Origin of the sequence: Thermosipho africanus Ob7, assembly GCF_003351105.1 — a bacterium.
Classification (GTDB): domain Bacteria; phylum Thermotogota; class Thermotogae; order Thermotogales; family Fervidobacteriaceae; genus Thermosipho; species Thermosipho africanus.
Genome location: NZ_NKRG01000006.1, coordinates 25833 through 46795, shown reverse-complemented (window position 1 = coordinate 46795; position 20963 = coordinate 25833). Strand labels below are relative to the sequence as shown.

General features: G+C 28.8%; 18 protein-coding genes and 1 pseudogene. 2 read left to right on the top strand and 17 right to left on the bottom strand.

Features of this window, described 5'->3' with window-relative positions:
• Positions 1-250 precede the first annotated feature (250 nt).
• From OB7_RS10060 to OB7_RS07075, 13 genes are all read right to left on the bottom strand, one after another.
• Positions 251-697: a nuclease-related domain-containing protein gene (locus tag OB7_RS10060; protein WP_249031050.1), complete on the bottom strand. Its 447-nt coding sequence runs from the start codon at positions 695-697 to the stop codon at positions 251-253.
• 470 nt (positions 698-1167) lie between these two features.
• Positions 1168-1920, bottom strand: a complete 753-nt coding sequence (locus tag OB7_RS07130; RefSeq protein ID WP_114702874.1) for an acyltransferase — start codon at positions 1918-1920, stop codon at positions 1168-1170.
• A gap of 5 nt (positions 1921-1925) precedes the next feature.
• On the bottom strand, positions 1926-2900 hold the full coding sequence (locus OB7_RS07125) for a glycosyltransferase family 2 protein (RefSeq protein ID WP_114702873.1): 975 nt from the start codon (positions 2898-2900) through the stop codon (positions 1926-1928).
• Between the two features lie 12 nt (positions 2901-2912).
• Positions 2913-4004 carry a glycosyltransferase gene (locus OB7_RS07120; protein ID WP_114702872.1) on the bottom strand — a complete coding sequence of 364 codons (1092 nt, stop codon included), beginning with the start codon at positions 4002-4004 and terminating at the stop codon, positions 2913-2915.
• Positions 4005-4021: 17 nt separating this feature from the next.
• Positions 4022-5416: a lipopolysaccharide biosynthesis protein gene (locus OB7_RS07115; RefSeq protein ID WP_038042752.1), complete on the bottom strand. Its 1395-nt coding sequence runs from the start codon at positions 5414-5416 to the stop codon at positions 4022-4024.
• A gap of 62 nt (positions 5417-5478) precedes the next feature.
• Positions 5479-6549 carry a dTDP-glucose 4,6-dehydratase gene (gene rfbB, locus OB7_RS07110; protein WP_004104368.1) on the bottom strand — a complete coding sequence of 357 codons (1071 nt, stop codon included), beginning with the start codon at positions 6547-6549 and terminating at the stop codon, positions 5479-5481.
• Between the two features lie 4 nt (positions 6550-6553).
• Positions 6554-7126 carry an acyltransferase gene (locus OB7_RS07105; RefSeq protein WP_004104367.1) on the bottom strand — a complete coding sequence of 191 codons (573 nt, stop codon included), beginning with the start codon at positions 7124-7126 and terminating at the stop codon, positions 6554-6556.
• Positions 7127-7130: 4 nt separating this feature from the next.
• Complete coding sequence (locus OB7_RS07100; protein ID WP_004104366.1) at positions 7131-8210, bottom strand: DegT/DnrJ/EryC1/StrS family aminotransferase; 1080 nt, start codon at positions 8208-8210, stop codon at positions 7131-7133.
• Positions 8207-9079 carry a glucose-1-phosphate thymidylyltransferase RfbA gene (gene rfbA / locus OB7_RS07095; RefSeq protein ID WP_004104361.1) on the bottom strand — a complete coding sequence of 291 codons (873 nt, stop codon included), beginning with the start codon at positions 9077-9079 and terminating at the stop codon, positions 8207-8209. Before rfbA ends, OB7_RS07100 begins: the two co-directional genes overlap by 4 nt.
• Positions 9079-10155, bottom strand: coding sequence for a TDP-N-acetylfucosamine:lipid II N-acetylfucosaminyltransferase (locus OB7_RS07090; RefSeq protein ID WP_004104359.1), 1077 nt, complete (start codon positions 10153-10155; stop codon positions 9079-9081). Before OB7_RS07090 ends, rfbA begins: the two co-directional genes overlap by 1 nt.
• 50 nt (positions 10156-10205) lie before the next feature.
• Positions 10206-12191, bottom strand: a complete 1986-nt coding sequence (locus OB7_RS07085; protein ID WP_114702871.1) for an exopolysaccharide transport family protein — start codon at positions 12189-12191, stop codon at positions 10206-10208.
• Positions 12192-12216: 25 nt separating this feature from the next.
• Positions 12217-14727 carry a polysaccharide biosynthesis/export family protein gene (locus OB7_RS07080; protein ID WP_114702870.1) on the bottom strand — a complete coding sequence of 837 codons (2511 nt, stop codon included), beginning with the start codon at positions 14725-14727 and terminating at the stop codon, positions 12217-12219.
• Between the two features lie 458 nt (positions 14728-15185).
• The gene (locus OB7_RS07075) at positions 15186-15422 is read right to left on the bottom strand and encodes a hypothetical protein (RefSeq protein WP_004104354.1); all 237 of its coding nucleotides are present in this window, start codon (positions 15420-15422) and stop codon (positions 15186-15188) included.
• Between the two features lie 102 nt (positions 15423-15524).
• On the opposite strand from OB7_RS07075, the pseudogene OB7_RS10055 reads away from it, so the two are divergent.
• Positions 15525-16305, top strand: a pseudogene (locus tag OB7_RS10055) (transposase); the annotation flags it as partial.
• A gap of 281 nt (positions 16306-16586) precedes the next feature.
• Entirely contained in the window at positions 16587-16742 is a 156-nt protein-coding gene (locus OB7_RS09850) for a hypothetical protein (protein ID WP_157782486.1), read from the top strand.
• Between the two features lie 310 nt (positions 16743-17052).
• Here the strand turns inward: OB7_RS09850 and OB7_RS07065 are convergent, their stop codons facing one another.
• The 4 genes from OB7_RS07065 to OB7_RS07050 all read right to left on the bottom strand — a co-directional run bounded on the left by OB7_RS07065 (position 17053) and on the right by OB7_RS07050 (position 20921).
• Entirely contained in the window at positions 17053-18885 is a 1833-nt protein-coding gene (locus OB7_RS07065; protein ID WP_114702869.1) for an AAA domain-containing protein, read from the bottom strand.
• Between the two features lie 63 nt (positions 18886-18948).
• Positions 18949-19992, bottom strand: coding sequence for an AAA domain-containing protein (locus tag OB7_RS07060; protein WP_282956783.1), 1044 nt, complete (start codon positions 19990-19992; stop codon positions 18949-18951).
• A gap of 33 nt (positions 19993-20025) precedes the next feature.
• A complete protein-coding gene (locus OB7_RS07055) occupies positions 20026-20373 on the bottom strand; it encodes a hypothetical protein (RefSeq protein ID WP_114702867.1) in 348 nt (115 codons plus the stop codon).
• A complete protein-coding gene (locus OB7_RS07050; RefSeq protein ID WP_114702866.1) occupies positions 20370-20921 on the bottom strand; it encodes a DUF4011 domain-containing protein in 552 nt (183 codons plus the stop codon). Before OB7_RS07050 ends, OB7_RS07055 begins: the two co-directional genes overlap by 4 nt.
• Between the last annotated feature and the right edge of the window lie 42 nt (positions 20922-20963).

Sequence of the window (20963 nt, the reverse complement as noted above, 5' to 3'; positions counted from 1 at the left end):
TTTAATCAAACAAAAAATAAATTTAGATTGAAAATATTAATCATAAACTTATTAGATAAACTGATAAATAATTCTAAATGGCTAGTATAAGGTACAAAAATATAATTGTGATTTTTAAATAACTATTTTTTACTTTAAAAATTTTTAAGTATAGATAAATCAAATTCTATTTTCCCTATATATTTAGTTTAAAACCACGATTTCTACATTACAAGTTATTTTTTAATTAAACGGTTTTGCACCAACAACCTTAGCTGCAACATATCAATTCGTGCTCTTCAAAGATTTTATTTTTTTGACTTATTATGTATAAAAGCAGTGAAAGTTTTCCCTTAAAGACAGGCATCGAACAATTTTTTACTTTTATCCAATTTGCCCTTGGAAAAACAACTACAGGAAAAACACAGTTTTTAACCTTTTTGCATAATCTTTCCGGAAGGTTGTTTTCAAACCATTTTAAAAGTAGTTTAGCATGTCTTTGATTTTGCTTTGAAGGACTCGAAAATTCTTGCCAAATGTTTCCTACCTTAAGTCTCCAAATATCTTTGTCACATATTAAAGCTCCATTCCAATTTTTTGTCTCTATTACAAATATTCCTTTTTTATGAAAAATCAAATGATCAATTTGAATAAACTCCCCTTTTTCTATCTCTAAAACAGCGTCATTAGCAATTATTGCTTTTCTTGAAAGACACATTCAAAGAAAAAAAAGAAACATCGGTTTCTCCATCATCACCTTTTTTCTTTTTTGATTTTAATTCATAAGTATACCAAATATTTGCAAATGGTTTTAAGACTTTTAAAAATAAATTTTTATCAAATTTTTCAAGAAAAATTCTTTTTTTGATTGTTCTCTTTTTCACTAATTAGGTTATAAAATTTTTCTTTGATTTCCCTATTTTGTCTAAAAATTTTTGCAAACATAAACTTCCCCCTTGCAACTTAAAACAATTAAAAAAAGTTAGTATGTAATTTTTTATTCTGTTAAATTATTATACTATTTAACCACTAACTTTTCAATTTGAAAAAAGTATTTACTATTTATGTTATGCTCATCTTTATACAATTTTATCTATTTAATTTTATTTCTCCTTAAAAATAAAAATTCCCCACCTTTGCATTAGCACAAAGATGGGGAAACTTTTAAATAAAAGTATATAACTAATCTCATTCTTTATAATACTTTTGATTTTTCAAAAGTTGCTCTTCTGGTACATCTCTAAATTCTTTTGCGGGGACACCTGCAAATATTTTTTTAGGTGGCACGTTTTTTGTAACGACAGCACCTGCAGCAATTAATGCATCTTCTCCTATTTCAATCCCAGGTAAAATAGTTGCATTTGCGCCTATCCTGGCACCTTTTCTCAAAGTTGGTCCCTTAAAGTATTTCTTTCTTTCTTCCGTCCTTCCAAGAAAGTTATCTTTAGTAAATGTAACTTCCGGTGCTACAAAACAGTAATCCTCTATGGTAGAAATTGCCGTTATATAAGCTTCTGTTTCTATTTTTACATACTTTCCAATCCTTGTTTTATTTTCAACAGTAACGCCTCTACCAATAATTGTATATTCACCTATTTCTACATCTTCTCTAATACTTGCAAGGTCTCCAACAAAAACAAAATCTTTCAAAACTGCTCCTCTATATACAACACAGTTAGCACCTATTGTTACATATTCTCCCAAAACAAGAGGTGGCAAAGTTTTCTCTTCGGTTGTAGCCGAAGCACTTGCCTTAAAAGGCTTTTTACCTAAAACGGTATTATCTGCTATAACACAGCCTTTTCCAATAACTGTGCCCTCTTTAACTACTACATTGTGCCCTAAAACTACTTCATCACCAATTACTACATTATCTTCAATTACAACGTTATGTCCAAATTTTACATTCTTACCTATTTTTGCAGTTTCAGAAATATACATGTAAATCACCCCTTGCTAAATAATCTTTTGAATATCCCTACAAGCGATCCAAGACCATATGAAATATGTAAAACCAAAAATGAAATGAATGAATAAAAAAATATCTTTAAAGATTTTTCTTTTAAGGCTATTTTTAAAGAAAAAAATATGTTTAAAAATAAATATAATGCTAATATTGAAAAGTACACACTTTTTAAAAAGCTAATTTTGTAAACAAATAAGATTGAAAGCAAAAAAAGTACAAAAAACAAAGGAACAAGGTGCCTTAAAGAAAAAGCCTTTTTTGCATACTTTGTTGATAAAATAACCCACAATCCATTTTGAAAGTTATTTTTAAATAAACTTTTAAAATTATCTCTTGCATAGTAATAGCTCTCTGCATTTGGAACAAGTAATATTCTCATCCCTGCATTTTTAATTCTTAGGTTCATTTCAATATCTTGATTTCTCACAAGATTTGGATTAAAAGTTCCAACCTTTTCAAATACCTCTCTTTTGTATATTCCATATGCTACTGTGTCAACATACATTTCTTTTTGAGGATTTATCCTATACCTTGCTCCACCTATTCCAAATGGGTGCGATAGAACTTTTGAAATTGCTATCGCCTTTTTTGTATCACTTCCCGGCCTTGTTATAACCTTGCCACCAGCTATCTCGCATTTTCCTTCGTCTAATCTTTTTATACATTCAGAGATATAATTTTTTGAGTATGTTGAATGTGCTCCAGCTATCATAATGTAATCTCCTGTGGCATTTTTAATTCCAATATTAAGTGCAATTGGAGTAATTTTTTCTGGATTGTCAATTATCTTTATATCTTTATATCCTTTTAAAATTTCTCTTGTTCTATCACTACTCATCCCATCAACAACTATTATCTCTTTTTTGGGATAATCATTTTCTAAAATTGAATTTATACATTTTTCAATATGCTTTTCCTCGTTTCTTGTTGGAATTACAATTGTTACTTTTTTCATCTCAAGCCTCCACTAATCTAACACAAAACTAATAAATTCTTTTTCTTTCTTTTCATTCCAAACAAATCTATCTTTGTATTTTTTTATGTTTTCTAGAAGATTTTCATAGTTTTCGTAAGCTTTAAGTATCTTTTCAACAGACTTATCTACATTATTTGGATCTATAACTACACCTATTCCATATTTTTCAACTTCTTTTGCCATTGACACAAAAGTATTTTTTACTATTACAGGTGTTTCAGCAGCTATAGAATCATAATACTTATGTGGTAATGCAAATATATCATTTTTATAACTTTCACTCATTACAGTATTGTACGAAATCAAAGAAAATGCAGATTTTGAAAGCTGTTCCATCATATCTTCGTACGGTAAAAAAGTGGTATATTCATGAGGAACATCTTTAAAAACATCTGAATCCATTCCGATGATTTTAAATTTAAAGCCTTTTTCTATAAGCCTCTTTATTATTTTCTTTTCATTTGATAAATTTCTCGTTACTTTTCCCACAAAAGAAATTTCTTTCTTTTTTTCTTTGCTTTCAACAGAAATACTTGCATAATTTGGAATAATTAAGTAAGGCTTATTTATTTTCAACTTTTCAAAGATATCACTTTTTGTTTCTTTTGATACAAAAACAAGTTTATCAGACATTTTTAATTGTCTTTCAAAAATTTTCCACATTACTTTTTCTTTTAAAACTTTTGCAAAGCCCTTTAGCGTATTTAAAAAATTCTCAGGATGGTATTCATGGATATCGTAAATTACCACTTTATCTCTTTTTTTTGCTACTTTAAATGGTGCAAGCGGTCTTGATGCAAGAAAATGATGAAAGTATACTATATCATAGTCATAGTTTTTTATCATTTCTACTATCTTTTTATCTAATTTTCTTCTACGCATTAATTTTAATATTGGGTTAGCTTTGACATTTTTTTCATATTTTATCGGCTTATAAAATATATTCCCCTCTTTAGACTCTATTTCCTCTTTATCCGTCCAATATTGATATATTACTTCATTATCTTTTGATAATGCTTTTACTGTCCTAAAAACCCTTTTATCGTACTTTGGATGCATATAACCAATTATAAATATTTTCACACTAATACCTCCAAAGATTATTTTTTCATCTGGTCTTTTACATAAGAAATTACATCTTTATATAGCAATAGATAAATAAGTAAAACTAAAATGCAAAAGATATAGTATATATAGCTTGCCTTAAAAAACGTACCTAAACTTGCAACTATTACTATCAAAATTACAGACATATAAATCCTTTTTATCTTTATATGCATTGTATAATACTTCTGTGCTATAACCGTTCTTAAAGTAAAAAACACCACATATGAAAGTCCTGTAGAAATTGCAGCACCCTTTGCCTCAAGAAGTGGCACAAGAAGATTATTCCCCACAAAATTTACAAATGCAGAAACTCCAGTTATAACTATATGCCAATACGTCTTTTTTGAAAAATTAATTCCCAAAACTGTTGTTTCAGACAACATGTACATTATTGGATAAAGAATTAAAAATGGCGCAATGTATGATGCTTCCCTATAACTTTTAGCAAAAAGCAAAAATATTAAATCTTTAAAGGCAAGAAGTAGTAGTCCAAAAATAAATAAAATTGCACTAATTAATGAATTTGCCTTTTCAAAAAAATTATCTGAAATAGCTTTTGAATTATATTTTTCATATGCAAGAGGCACCCAAAAGGTAGTAAATCCTACTTGAATTAGCTGCATAATCGATACTATTTTAAATGCTGCACTGTAAAGTCCTATTTCAGTAAAGGTCGAAAATTGCCTCAATGAAATCCTATCAATCGATGAAAAAAGCCAATATAAAATCGAAGATGGAATAAAAGGAATTCCATATTTTAAAAATTCTAATAGTTTTTCAAAATCTATCTTTGAAAAACTCCTTGATTGTTTGTCTACAAAAAAGCCCACTAAAAGCGCAAATATATTCCCTATTATTTGCCCGAAAATAATTGCATAAAAACTTCTAGAAACAGTTAATGCAAATACTACAGTTCCTCCAAAATTTCCTAATGCCAAAATTACGTTTATGAAAGAAAATAAAAATCCCCTTTTTTGCATTCTAATTGAAAGTTGATTGAATCTTTGAAATATTCCACTTAGGAGTGAAAATGCAAAAAGATAGCCAATCCCTTTGTAATAATCTCCATACAAAAAAATACTCAACGATTTTTCAAAAACTATAAAAAATATAGAAACAAAGAATCCCAAAATAACTGAAGGAAAAAGGCAAGACCAAAAGACATTATTTTTATCTTCTTCTTCATAATAGTACCTTACAAGGCTTTGATCCAGTCCAAGTAAAGTAACAAGTAGTGCTATATTATAGGCCAATGTAAACATTGAGGCTCTTCCAAATTCTTCAGGAAGAATAAGATAACTAATAATAGGAGTAGAAAAAAAGACTATTATTGCTCTTATCCAAGTCCCAATAGAAAATGAAAAAAAACTTTTTATATAATTCTTCATCGCCAAAGAATTCACTCCTGATCTTATTATTATTTATTTTTAATTATGCTTTTGCCTATCTATCAAATCTTTTTTTCAGACACATAATGTTTTTCATACCAATCTCTGTATTCTCCACTTCTAATCTTTTCTATCCATTCTTTATTATCCAAATACCACTTTATTGTATCTCTCAACCCTTTTTCAAATGTGATTTCTGGCTTCCAACCAAGTTCATGCTGGATCTTTGTACTATCTATTGCATACCTCCTATCATGTCCTGGCCTATCTTTTACATGCTTTATAAGATTCTCATTTATTTCTTCATCCTTAGTAAACTCTCTCAAAATTTCTATTATCTTCCTCACTATCTTTATGTTCTCCCATTCATTATCTGCTCCTACATTGTATACCTCTCCTACTTTTCCCTTTTCAATCACTAAATCTATTGCCCTACAATGATCAAGCACATGTATCCAATCACGTATCTGCCTGCCATCTCCATAAATCGGAAGGTTCTTATGTTCTAAAGCATTTAATATCATCAACGGTATTAATTTCTCTGGAAATTGATATGGCCCATAATTATTTGAACATCTAGTAATATTTACCGGCATACCATACGTCTCATGATATGCTAAAACAAGTAAATCGGCAGATGCTTTACTTGCTGAATACGGACTTCTAGGACTAATCGGGGTCTTTTCTGTAAATTTCCCACTCGGTCCAAGTGTCCCATATACTTCATCAGTCGATATTTGAATAAATTTTTTACCTTCTATCCATTTCCCATTTTTGTTCCATTTTTTTCTTACTACATCCAATAAAGTCTGTACCCCAAGTACATTTGTTTCTAAAAATTCTCTTGGATTATATATTGACCTATCTACATGACTTTCTGCTGCAAAGTTTACTATTACATCTATATCATATTTTTCTATCAAATACTCTATCAATTCTCCGTTATTTATATCACCTCTTACAAATTCAAATCTTTTCTTTTGATCATCACTTAGTTTTGATAAATTATCTAGATTCCCAGCATATGTAAGTTTGTCTAATCCTATTATTTGAGCTTCTTTGTGTTTTTCAAGATAATAATAAACAAAGTTGCTTCCTATAAATCCACAGCATCCTGTAACTAGTAATTTCACATAATCACCTCAACTTTAATTCTTCATATAATCTTTTTTCAAGTTCAAGTAAATCTCTTTTTCTTTCCTTTACAGGCTTTGCCGGTATTCCAACAGCAATAGTCCATTCTGGTATATCTTTATTTACTAGTGCCATGCTTCCCACTGCTGCTCCTTCTCCTATCGTAACGCCTGGAAGTATTGTCGCACCTGTTCCAATCAATCCATGTTTTTTTATAATTACTGGTTCAGATATAATGTTTCTGTATTTTTCTGGTACCATTGGATTTGTTAAAAATTCTCCTGAGTAATCATCGGTAATAGCATAAACACTTACTCTACTTGACAAACCACTAAAATCTTCCATGATTATTCCTGCTTCTCCAGCAAACAAATAACAACCTGCTGCTATGTGTATAAAACTTCCAAGCTTTATCTTCCCTGACAAAATGCAAAAGTCATCTATCCTAACGTTATCTCCTATCTCAATTAATTCTGGCTTATATATCGAAGCTTTTCTACTTATTAAAACATTCTTCCCTATTGATTTAAACCCTAATTCTTTCAATTCTTCGGGTGTATAAAAACTTGTTTTCATATGCTTACCCCCTAACAACTTTTTCTATTGTTGTACATATTTTTTCAACATGTTTTTCTTCTAAATCACCATACAACGGTAAATGTAAAATTCTTTTCGAGATTTCTTGCGATGTTTTACATTGATTTTCTTGATTAAACACTGTATCTAATGATGGAAAAAAGTATTTTCGTGTGTTATAGCCTTCTTCTTTTAATTTTTTGTATGCTTTTTCTCTTTGCTCTTGATTCTCAAATAAAACTGGCATATATATGTAATTATATTTTGTTATATTACTTGATAATTTTTGAAACTTTACTAACCCTTTTAATTTTTCTTTGTAGCTTTCATAAATTTTTTTGCGTTTTTTTATTTCTTTTCCAACTATCTCTAAATTTAATAATCCCATTGCTGCCTGAAATTCATTCATTTTTGCATTTATCCCTTTATCTTCTATTTCTATTTCTTCATTAAAGCCAAAGTTTCTTAATCTTTTTGCTTTCCTTATTAATTCATCATTGTCTGAAAATATTGCTCCACCTTCTATTGTATGAAATACCTTTGTTGCATGAAAACTTGCTATTGATACATCCCCAAATTTATAAATAGATTCTCCTTTATAATAAACATCAAAACAGTGTGCTGCATCATATATTATCTTTAATCTATGTTTCTTTGCTATTTCTTCTATTTTTTCAATATCACAAGGATTCCCAAAAACATGTACTGCTAATATCGCTCTTGTATTTTCTGTTATCTTTTTTTCAATTTCATTAGGGTCTATGTTAAATGTTTCTGGATTTATATCTACAAATACTGGTTTATATTTTTGCCAAATTATTGAACTTGATGTTGCTACAAATGTAAACGGAGTAGTTATTATCTCAGAATCTTTCGGAAAATCGAACAACTCTATGGCAATTAGTAATGCTAATGTACCATTTGAAACTACTGCACATTTTGTATTAAATCTCTCCTCCAATGCTTTTTCAAGCTTTACTAGATATTCTCCGTTGTTTGTAAGCCATCTTGTCTCCCAAAGCTTTTCTATCATCTGTGTATATTTTTCAAAATCAGGCATTATGCTTCTTGTTACATTGATCATTTAATTTCACCAGCCAATTCTAAAATGTATTTTCCATAATCTGTTTTTTCTTGTTTTTTCCCAAGTTCATATAACTGCTCTCTTGTTATATATCCCATTCTATACGCTACTTCTTCTATACATGCTATGTAAAATCCTTGCCTTTTTTGTATCGTTGCTACAAAGTTTGATGCCTCAAGCAATCCTTCGGGAGTCCCTGTATCAAGCCACGCAACTCCCCTGCCTAGAGGTATTACTTTTAATTCCCCCTTTTTAAGATATTCTTTATTTACATCGGTAATTTCTAATTCTCCACGTGCCGACGGCTTTAGATTTTTTGCTATTTCTACAACTTTATTATCATAAAAGTAAAGCCCTGGTACTGCCCAATTCGATTTTGGCTTTTCTGGCTTTTCTTCTAGCGATATTGCTTTTCCATTTTTATCAAATTCCACCACACCAAAGTCTTTTGGATTACGTACAGGATACGCAAAAACAACAGCCCCTTCTTTAAATTGAGCAGCTTTTTGCACTGCCTGACCAAAGCTTTGACCAAAGAATAAGTTGTCACCTAATATAAGTGCTACATTTGAATCTCCTATAAATTCTTCTCCTACTAAAAATGCATCTGCTATCCCTCTTGGTTTAAGTTGCTCCTTATATGTTATTTTTATCCCCAATTGTGAACCATCATCAAGCAATTTTTGGTATAATGGCAAAAATTCTGGGTTGGTTATTATTAGTATTTCTCTTATACCTGCAAATAATAAAATTGATAGTGGATAATATATCATTGGTTTGTCATATACCGGTAATAGTTGTTTGCTTACTGATATCGTTGCTGGATAAAGCCTTGTTGCCTTTCCTCCTGAAAGTATTATCCCTTTCATTACATATCTCTCCCGTTCAATTTCGATTCAAACACATTTTTCCAAAGTTGCACACAACGTTCTTCTGAAAATTCATTTAATACTATCTCTCTATTCTTAATTGCAATCTTTTCTTCAAATGTAAATATATCTTTCTCAGAACCATCTAATATGTTTTTAGTATCAAATACTTTGATACCAAATCTGTTAAAAAACGCCCAAGATGAAATATCACTTCTTATGTACACTTTCTTTCCAAGATAAAGAAGTGCCAATATATTCCCAAGGGCTTGCTGCCTCCTATGTGCGAATATTGCCACATCTACATTTGCTAATATCTTGGCATATTCTTCCGGGGAGAGAAATTCTGTTAATGCAATAAAGTTATCTCCAAATAGTTTAACTCCATATTCACATACTTTTTTTATATATTCTTGTGAACTACCGTAGGAAAGTGGGCAAATAATTTTGAAATTGTTAAGTCTATACTTAGACAAACTACTAAGTATTTCAAAATGATTATTGGTTGGTGCTGCAGAATTTCCAATTAATATTGTTTTTTCTTCTTTATTTTTTTGATCTGAAAATGTATCCAGCATTTTAAAATCAACTGGATTTAAATAAAATGCATAATAGTATTTTGCTTTTGTCTTGTATTTTTCTTTAGCAAATAAATAATCTTCCTGTACTAACGCTATTATTCCATAAATTTTCTTTATTACTTTTCTCTTCAATTTTTCTAACACTTTTTCTCTAACTGAATGAGAATCTTTTAACCAATAGTTGTAAAGGTCTCCCCCCCACACTACCCAGTAGGTCTTATAAAGATTTTTTCTATTAAATAAAAATAACATCAGACTTTTTCCACCACGAAAAAGTGAATGTAAAAATATTTTGTCGGCATTAGAAATTTTTTTATATAACCATCTTATTTGACTTAATTTATAGATATCTACTATCTCTACCTTGCCTCTATCAAGATATTTAGGGCGTTTACTAAACGTTACAAAATGATGATCCGATATAGAAAAATTTTGATTTATAAATTCTATAAATTTATCAGAATATTTATTATCATTTAAAATATGAAGATACAATATGTAATCCTCCTAAATATCATATAGAGAACTATTTAATTAATTAAAAATCATTTTTTTAGGACAACTACTGATTCTTTTAATTCGGCATATGCCTTTAAGAAACTTTCTTTTTCACTAACATCTTTTTTTGCAATCAAAACAAATTTTTCGCAGTATTTTACAAATGCCAAAACATCAGGATTTTCATAGTTTGGTAAGTTAAAGATTATATAGTCATAATTTTGCTTAATATTTTCAAAATCTTTTTCAAAGCTATTAACCAATTTCAAAAATTCAGACATTTCAGATGTTTTGGCTGCAGAAAACACGTCTAAATTTTCCTTGAAATTGTAAATATTATTTTTATCAGTTCCTTTCAAGCCTCTTGCAATATATTTGCCTTCAAAATCAATCAAAATAGTATTACCTGTTGATGAGAAAAATTCTGCAAGTCTTAAAGTAACATCATCCTTTTCTTCAACTTTTCCAATGCTTGTAACACCAATAGTTTTTGGTGTTCCTTCTTTAAGTAAGTTCAACGCAATTGTTTTAATATCGTTTAAAAATTTCAAGTTTGTAAAATCGCTACTACCTGTAAGAACTATTGGTTCTTTTTCAATAAGCTTTTCTATATCAAACGAGTCTCTAATCTTCTTATCACTTGCCTCTGACAAAAATACAGCCAAAATCCCAAGGAAAATTCCAAGAACTCCACCAATAGCCAAAGTAAGTTTCTTGTTTGGTTTTGCAGGTTTTTCAGGAATAAATGGCTCATCAACAATTATAGGGACATTTAAATTAAGCCCTGCAGTTGTAAGTTTTGCTTCTTCAAGTTTTGACTTTAAAAGAACATATGCACTCTGTTTTAATTGATAATCTCTTTGAAGTGATAAATATTCTTGCTCAATTTCCGGCAGTTTTTTTATTTGATTTTCTAGCTCAGTTTTTAAACTTAATAGTGCATTAAGGCTTGCCTTGAGAATCTCAATAGAAGATTGAGTAGTAACAAGTTCGGATGAAATACTACTTAAAATAGGATCATCTGTATTTAGCTGGCTTGAAATAATATTTTTAACCTCTTGTTGAATTCTTTTTTGAGCCTCTTCTATTCTTGCTTTGTATTCAGAAACTTCGACAGAGTCTTCTGAATATTTTTGAAGCAGTGCGTTATATTCTATTTGATATTCCGTTAATTTCTCACGCAAAGATGCTATTATAGGACTATTAGGAACATATTTAAGCTTTTCTATAAGGTCTTTTACGTCTGATACAGATTTTTTTAGTTCATCAAGCTTTGTCAATGTTTCTTGATATTGTATCTTTGTTGCAAAATACTGCTTGTCAATTTCAGAAAGTGCATCCAAAAGCAATTCAGCTTCTTTTGAGGGAAGAACTGACTTTGTTTGCTTGAAATTTTTTAACTTTTCTTCTATTTCAGCAAGCTCTTTTTCAGTAACAGGTAGTTGCTTTTCTATAAATTCAATCATATACGTATTTTCATCTTTATTTAATTCGCTTGAAACTTCTGTATATGCATCTATAAGTGCTTTAGAAATTTTGTATGCAAGCTCTTTATCATCTAAACTAACTTTTATTTCAATAAATGAAGTGTCTTTTAAAGGTTCCACAGTTATTATTTCTTCCTGAAGTGTAGATATAACATAATTTATAGTTATATTTTTCTTTGCCTCTTCATCTTTTACTTTATTTCTAAAATATTCAAGAAGATTTAATTGCTCAATAACCTTTGTAAGAGTCTTTCTGCTCTTTATAATCTCTATCTGATCTGAAATGCCAGGCGCAGCGCTACTACCTCCCAAAATTAAAGCAACAGCTCCCGAAAGAGATGATAATGATGAAAGTGACGAGGCACCACTTCTTGCAGGTATTTTAACTTTAGTAGAAACTTCATAAATAGGAGTTGCAAAAAAGTATAAATAGACTCCTGTAGCAAGGATCGTAAGTATAAATACTGCCCAAAACCAAAGTTTCCTCTTTTTGAAAATTTTTAGAATGTCAGATAATGTTAATTCATCTATTTGGTTGTTATCCATTATTCCAGCCCTCCCTCAATATGTTTTAGTTTATTAACCCGTTTACATCGTTATAAAGACCTATTAAGCTTCTAATAACTGGCACCCAGTCAAGTGCTGTTTTAAATGCATCTGCTGGTACATAAACTATGTCTCCTGGTTCAATCTTTGGATTTTCTTTAATATTGCCTCCTCTAATTGCTCCACTTAAGTTAACCTTTATTGCCTCTCCATCTATTCCACCTTTGTATAGGTAGACAGACGAAGGAGCTGCTTTTGCTCCAAAATAACCTGCAGAAATAATTGCTTCAAGAACTGTTGTTCCCTCATTAACAGAAATAACTCCTGGTCTATTAACTTCACCTAGCACGTATGCTATATTTTGTGGAGCATCAATTACTTTAATAATATCTCCAGGTTTTACATTAAATGACAAAGTATATTCAATGTTTGAAATATCAATTATTTTTTCAGTTGCATCCCTAGTAAGTTTTACAAATTTATACGCCTTGTTAATATTTACCTTGCTCATTAACTCATAAAGTGTTGTATTTTCCTTGCTAAGATAAAACATATTAGGTCTTCCACTTTCATCTACAACAAATACATAATTTTTCGTATCAATATCAAATATAATGGTGCTACCATTTTCAAGTTCCATATTTGTATATTCATTCCAAGTAAATGTTGTTTTCGTAGAACCATTTAAAATGGTAACAGTTTTACTAATTCCATCTTTAATTCCACCGATTTTTGAAATAAGTGTTTTAAAATCAAACTCTTCTGTATTTTTGAATTTTACTATACTATTTAAAACTCCTTTTCCAAGTACATACACATACCTTGGAGCTTTTTCAGTTACAAATACAAAATCATTATCTTCAAGCATCATATTTTCTTCACCATTATATATCTTTTGAGCATCTAAAGTATTTACAACTTTCCCATTTCTTATTACATAAACCTTATCAGATGTATAATACAAGTCAGGACCTACAATAAGGCCTCCAAGCTTTCCAAAAAGGGTTTTAAGGTCTGCTGTTTCATAATAGTTAAATTCTACCCTTCCCGTGTTTTTAATATATCCCATTGCAGTTACATAAATAGGCTTTTTCAAAGTTACATTTAGTATTGATCCTTTTTCTATCTCCATGTCTTTATTAAAATCTAATTTTTCTCCATTTAATGTAATACTTTCAATTTTTCTATAGTCTGAAAGTCCAACTTTTGCTAATATTCTTTGTAGCGTTATCTTTTCATTTAAGGCAAAACCTACATACGAGGCAATATCTCCCGTTAAATAAACTGCATTTGCCTGAGAACTTTTAATTACAATAGTATCATTTTTTTCAAGTGGAATTGAAGGATTTTGATAAATAAGAGTGTTAATATCAAAATCCTGTATTTTACCATTTCTTACCAACTGAACTGATTCAATTGATTCAGGCTGACTAATTCCTATCTTTTTAATCAAATACGGTAAAGTCCTCGGCTCGTTATGAAGCAGTGTAACACTTCCACCCTTTAATCCAACAACATTAACAGTAAATGGTTCGTATAAAACCTGAACAATGTCTCCTTTATTTAAATTGTAATCTTGTTCTCCAAAAACTACATCTTTGGCATTTAATTTTTTCTCATTGTTAATCACCACTATACCTTCATTTTCAACTTCTTCGTCTAAAAGACCAGCTTTTGCAAGTAATATTTTTAATGTCTTTTTCTCATCAGCTAAAAACTCTATCTCTCCCTTATTTTTTACATACCCTTGAATATATACGTAAAATTCTGGAATTTTTGGAATATATATCCTTGAGCCTGCAGAAAGTTCTATATCTTTTTTGTTTGAAATAACTTCTTTAAGATTAATTTCAATAACTTTTCCATCTATAAATATTTTTGCATTTTCAATATCTGCAGATTTTTCATCTAGTGGTCCAAGTTTTAAAAGAACATTACTTAATTTAATATCAGGTTCATATGGAATTTCAAGAGTATATGCACCCATAACCTTTATTGTTTTACTATCTAGAAGTGGTGGAATATAAATTATGTCCCCTTCTTTTAAAACTATATCTTTGTCAAATCTTCCTTGATAAAAATATGGCAAAAGATTAACTGAAATTATATTATCCCCACGTTTTATTTGAACATTTTCAAAATCGACATCTGAATCTTTTGAAATACCAACAAAAGAAAATAACTTTGTTAAAGTTATGCCTGGATAAACAGAAATATCAAATACCTTGTTAACTGCCCCTTGGATAAAAACTAGCATTGGAGCGTATTCTTCAACATAAACCGTAATTTGTGGATCCCTAACAATTTTTTCAACATATGGTTTTAGTATTTGGGCTATTTCTTCAACTGTTTTTCCAACAACCTTTATATTCCCAGCATATGGATAAGGAATAGTTCCATCAAATGCTACTTTAACTGTTCTTGAAAGTTGAGGTTGGTTTAAAACTTCAATTGTTAAAGTATCTCCTACTCTTACGGTGTATGAAAAAATGCTTACAACAAAGACAACCAAGAATAAAATGATAACTTTTTTCATCCCAAAAACCTCCCAGCTATATGCTATTTTTATTATTTTAAAATTCACCTAAGCCAACTTTTATTATAGCATATAGCATGCTATAATAAAAGACATTTGCTTTTCTACAAAAGATTGCTTCTGAATAATTCACGCTAGCATGAATACTTTCATGTTAATCAATTATTTCCATGTAGTCAATACGCAATATCAAAATCTTAGGTATTCTTGAATTCTTTATCAATTCCACATTTTCAGTTTTTAAAAAAATAGTATAGGATTTTAATATTTTATGCTAAAAAAGTGAAAAAATTCTTTGCTCAAAGTAAACTAAAAACATTAAATTTCTCTATACTCATATCCTGGAGGAAAAGCTTTGAATTTTCTATCATTAGGTTCTTCTCCCATTTTTGAAATTTCTTTTCTGTAACCTTGCAAATGTTTTATTGGAATATCTATTGTGCACCAAATATCCTATTTCATTCAAGTGTTAATGTTTCCCTTTTGTGAATGCCATAATATGGGATTCTAACAACTGAATTACCATACACTCCAGTGTTGGCAATAACAAAGTTACAAAATACTAATTTACTCATAGCATCCGCTAATCCTATGTATGTATTTACACCTTTGTTATATGCAGGAACAAATATAGTATCAACATAACCTTTTAAGAATGAAAGAGTTTCTAATAAAAGGGTATCATAACATATCAAAATTGAAAATACATATACTGCTCCCCTGAAGGATTGGACAGAGAAAAAAGAAAGAGTATAATTTTTCATGAGGTGGAGTGAAAGGTATGCGAAGAAAGTTTTCTGATAAAGAAAATTGTAGTTGTTCTTGAAGGATTAAGATGGAAAAAAGCTATAGCTGAAATTTGTAGAGAGCTCGGTATTTCTCAAGGGCAGTAGTACAAGTGGAGAGATAAGTATTGGTGCAAAGTCTGCACTTGAAAATTCTTTCATTTCTTCTCAAGTAGCACTATATCAAAGGAAGATACAAGAGCTTGAACAAATTATTGGTAAACAAGCTATCGTTTTTCAGTCTAAAAAAACAGTCATTCACCCTGGAGGAAAACATTAAGTTTATTAATTGAAAAAGGATTCAGTATATCTGAAGCTGTAAGGTATTTGAAAATAAGTAGAAGTACGTATTATTACAAACCTAGAAAATACATGAGAAAGAAAAATGATGAAAGTGTTTGATCATACAAAAGTTAAAACAGGAACATCCATATTGGTGATATAGACGTATTTGTGCTATATAAATTACATAGCAGTAAGTGGTATACAAGGGAAGTACTAGGCTCACAAATAAGTCTCAGAGGAAGAACAGAAGAATGGAACGCTAAATAAAGCATTAAATGAAGGGTATAAAGACGGAGTAAGAGGAAAGAAAGTAATACAGACAAGTGATAATGGTAGTCAGCCTACAAGCAGGAGATTTATGCAAGAATGTAAGATATTAGGAATACAGCAAATATTTACAAGTTACAACAATGAACGTGGAAATGCAAATATAGAAAGGTATTTTAGGACGTATAAAGAAGAAGTAGTATGGTCGGTTGAAGAAATGAGTTATTCAGAGTTGATAGATTTTCAAAGATATATAATCTTTGACCACTTGAAAAGATTGATGTAGTACGATTTATAAAGCAAAAATTTAATTCAACAGGTATATTAATTGAAAATGAAGTAATAGAAAAACTATATGAAATAAGTAAAGGACATCCGTATTATATTCAATTTATATCACATACTCTGTGGAATATGACGCACGCAAAGGGAAAATGTAATATGGAAAGTATAAATCAGGTTATATTATCTGAAAGAGCGATGTTTGAAACACTGTGAAACTCACTAACAGCAAATCAAAAAATGGTGTTAAAAAGTATTGCATTTGAAGTATCACCATATGATTTGGATATAAGTGCTGGTAGTGTGAAAGCTGCACTTGATAAGCTTGTAAAGATGAATGTGGTTGAAAAGGTTGATAAAAGATATGGGGTTATTGATCCATTTTTTGCAAGATAGCTTAAGAATTTTTAATTTCTAGTTTTTGTTTTTTGAATAACCTATAATAATTAGAATCTTTTAGTAAATTAGTAAATTTTAACTTATTTCATTTTGTTTTTTAACTTGAAAATTAATATTTCTTTATTAAATTCTTTAATAACATCTTTTACATATGAATCTAAATATTCTATATTTTCTATTACAATTGGGCGTTTTTCTAGGGTATTTTTTAATATAAAATTTTATGCTAGTTTAAATTTAGACACATACATTAAAATTCCTAAACTTAATAATTTTTAAAATTTTTTAGTATCTTTATTTATCTTTATCAATCATTTGCAAGTAGCTCATCAGTAATTTTTTTGTCATTATACTGATCTAATTTATAATTCATTTTTTCTAAAATATTTTCAATTTTTTCAATTTCTTTTTCAGGATTACTCCACCAATCCTTACTCCATATCCTTACTATCTTCCAACCTCTTGATTCTAAAAATTTTTGCCTGTGGATATCTCTTTCTCTTGCTGATTTTGAACTATGATATAAAGCTCCATCACATTCTATTCCAAGTATATATTTTGATTGTCTAGGTTCATACACTCCTATATCAATTCTATATCCAGATGAACTAACTTGTGTATGAAGCCTTAAGTTTCTTTCTTTTATTATTTTACTTTGACTAAGCTTTTCATATACTTCTTCTTCAAAATCACTTTCAAATATTAATTCATCCTTTGAACTTATATTTGAAAGTGAATATAAAATTTCTTCTGCTTCCTTTTTATTATTTAACGAAACTGCTCTTACATATTTCAAATATTCTTTTAAAAGCTTTGGCCCAGGGTTTTTGATGTTATCAATCTTTATATCTTCTGGTTCAATTGATGTAACAACGTATATTTTCTTTTTTGCCCTTGATATTGCAACGTTTAATCTATTTTCTCCTCCATCTTTATTTAACGCTCCAAAATTTAATCTTAATCTTCCAAATTGGTCTGGTGCATATCCTGTAGAAAAAATTATTATATCCCTCTCATCTCCTTGGACGTTTTCTATGTTTTTTACAAAAATACTTTTATCTTCTTCATTTTCTTTTCTAAGTAATTCTGCATTGTACAATTTTTCAAATTCTATATCCTTTCTTACTTTCTCATCTAATAAATCTTCTATTAATTCTTTTTGAGTGATATTGAATGTAACTATACCAATAGTTTCATTTTCTTTTCTTTCTTTCAAGATTTTATCTACAAGCTCTACAACAACCTGTGCTTCTTCTAGATTTTGTCTATTTTCCCAAATTCCATTAACTTTTATTCTTTCTATCGGCTTTTCAAAATTTTCAACATTTGGTGAGACATATAATCTACCTTCATAGAAAGCATGGTTTGAAAAATCAATCAACTCTTTATATCTTGACCTATAATGGAATAAAAGATGCGTAGAATCAAAATTTATCTTTGCAAGGTCTAGTAAACTTTCTTCTTCCATTGCTGCCATACTCTCTAAATTTTCTTCCTCTTTATCATCTATATCACGTACCATAAAAAATGAAGTAGGCCGCAGCTGTTTATCATCACCTGCAATTACTGCCTTTTTCCCTCTATAAATTGAAGGAATCGCTTTTTCAATAAAAATTTGTGATGCTTCATCAAATATAACCACATCAAACATACCTTCAACAAGTGGGAAAATTTCAGAGACGGTCTCCGGTGTTAAAAGAAAACAAGGAAAAAGTTCTAAGACTATATCCTTAAAAGTTTCAATGTATTTCCTAATTGACCATAATTTTCTTTTTTTAGATGCTTGCCTTTTAAATTCTTTAAATAATTGCTGGTTTTCATAAATACTGCTCACATATTTAAATCTTTCATTCCAAAAATTAATTATATGTGAGGGCACTTTCTCCATTTTAAATGAAATGTTTCTTTTTACTTCTTCAACTAAACTTTTGTAAGAATCATAGATTAGGTTTATATCTTTTTCCTTTTCTTCTATTTCAAATATCTTTTGTAAGATAAAAAACTTTGGTAGGATTTTTATCATTTCTTTTGGAGACTCTATATCTTTCATTACGTAGGAAAAATCTAAAAAATCAATTTCTTCTTTTGAAAAATTTTTAAACAAATATTCTAAATCTTTATACTTTTCATATACTAACAAAAAATCGTATATTCTTTCTACCTCTTTGCTTACATCTTTTTCCTTTATTAAACTTGTGAATATTTAATCATATTTATTTGTTAGTTCTTTCAGAAATTCTAATGCATCAATAACTTTCTTTAATAAAAAGTAATCACTTTTAATCTCCGAAAATATCCTTCTTCTATTATCCTCTAGCTCTTTTCTTAATTCATTTGCTGCTTTATGCCTTTTATTTTTTAAAATATAATAAAATGGATTCCACCATTGAAATTGTTCTAGTTTTTCTAGCCTTTTAAATTCCCCGCTTTTTTCTTTTCTATTTATTTTATCCAATAACTCTTCTAAGTCTTTTTCTTCATACTTTCCTTTTAAAAATAACTCTTTTATTTCTTTTTTATATTTTCCAGTTAAACTTACTTTTAAACGATGGTTGTTTATAAGTTTTTTAAGTTCATCTGTATAAAATTGCAATTCAAAACCATCTAATTCCTTTTTTATACTTTCAATAACCTCTTTGTATTTTTCATTATAACCTCTAAATAAAACATACTTTTCAACTATATCTTCTTTCAAATTTTCCACAATTTTTAAAATTTCATTGTATGTAATTTTTTCATACGCTTTATATAAAGTCTTTCTAAAATATCTAAAAATTTCTTTTTCTTTTTCATTTAATTTCTTTTTTGTTTTTGCATACATCTTTTGAAGGCTTAATCCAAATGCTCTTTTTTCAAACAAAGCCTTACCAAATTTTTCTAACTTTTCTAAACTTTCATCTATCTTATCAGAATAATATTTAATATCAATTTCATTATTTAAATTATATTCTAACAATAATGAATCTAAAACTGTTTTTAACTTTTCATAAAACTCTTTTTTCCCCTTTTGAGCATCATGAATTAATACAATCTTAGAATTTATTTTAGAAAGCCTATTGTATATCACATCTAAAGCTGCCCTTTTTTCAGAAACCATAAGTACTTTTTTGCCTTTAGCAAGATTATCCGCTATTAAATTTGCAATTGTTTGGGATTTTCCTGTTCCAGGTGGGCCATATATTACAAGTGCATCACTAAATTCCGCTTTTTTTATTGCCTTTTCTTGACTAAAATCTAATTCAGAAATATAGTAAAAATCTTTTTCTATTATTTTTACATTCTATTCTTCACTTTGAGCTTTTTCATCATTCTTTCCAAGAAGCATCTTTTCCAAAAGTTTGTTATAACTTTCTAACTTTTCCAATTCTAAATAATCATTGTATATAGAACTTGCAAGGTGAAAATTTCCTAAAATTGCATAGTATTTCAAGTAGAGATTTCCATTTGAAATCTCTTTTTTCCCTTCAGAAAATTTTTCTATATATATTTTTTTATCAATTTTTACCTTGATACCCAAGTTATCTAAAAATTCTATAACACTTACATTACCTTCTAAAACTTCGTTTATTGGTATTTCTTCAAAATTTTCTAAAAACTTTTCCTCATTATACTTTTGATATGCTATCAAAAAACTTTGTTTAACATTACTTCTTCTTCAGATAAATTTTCTAAATACCATTTATCTCCTACATTTGTAATCTTTACTGGAAAAAGAAAAAGAGGGGATTTTACATATGTCCCATCTTTGAATTTTCCTTCAACAAATGGATATCCAAGAAATAGTTCATATCTGCCCGTTTCTTTTTCAATAAAGTCTATTTCTCTTTTGAGATTTTGTAATGATTTTGAATATGATATAAGATTATCAAAACCTTTTTCTAAATTTACCATTGATTTCTCAAATTCTTCTTCGATTATTTTCTTTTCTTTTAGCAATTTATTTAATTTATCTTCTTGTTTGTTTCTCCATTCATATGGATCTGGTAAAAAGATAACTCTACCTTTTTTTCTTTTTACAACATGCTCAATTATATTTTTTGAGAAATTTTCCTCAAATTTTTCTAAAGAATATAAATCAAAACTTCTTTTTTTGTATATTTTTCCTAAATACAAAGTTCTATTTCTTCTACTTATGTCTATCAACCTATTTTTATATTTTTCAAGTATTTTTTGCATAAAATCCCCTCTTTTTAAATGTAATCATTAAGACGTTACTTA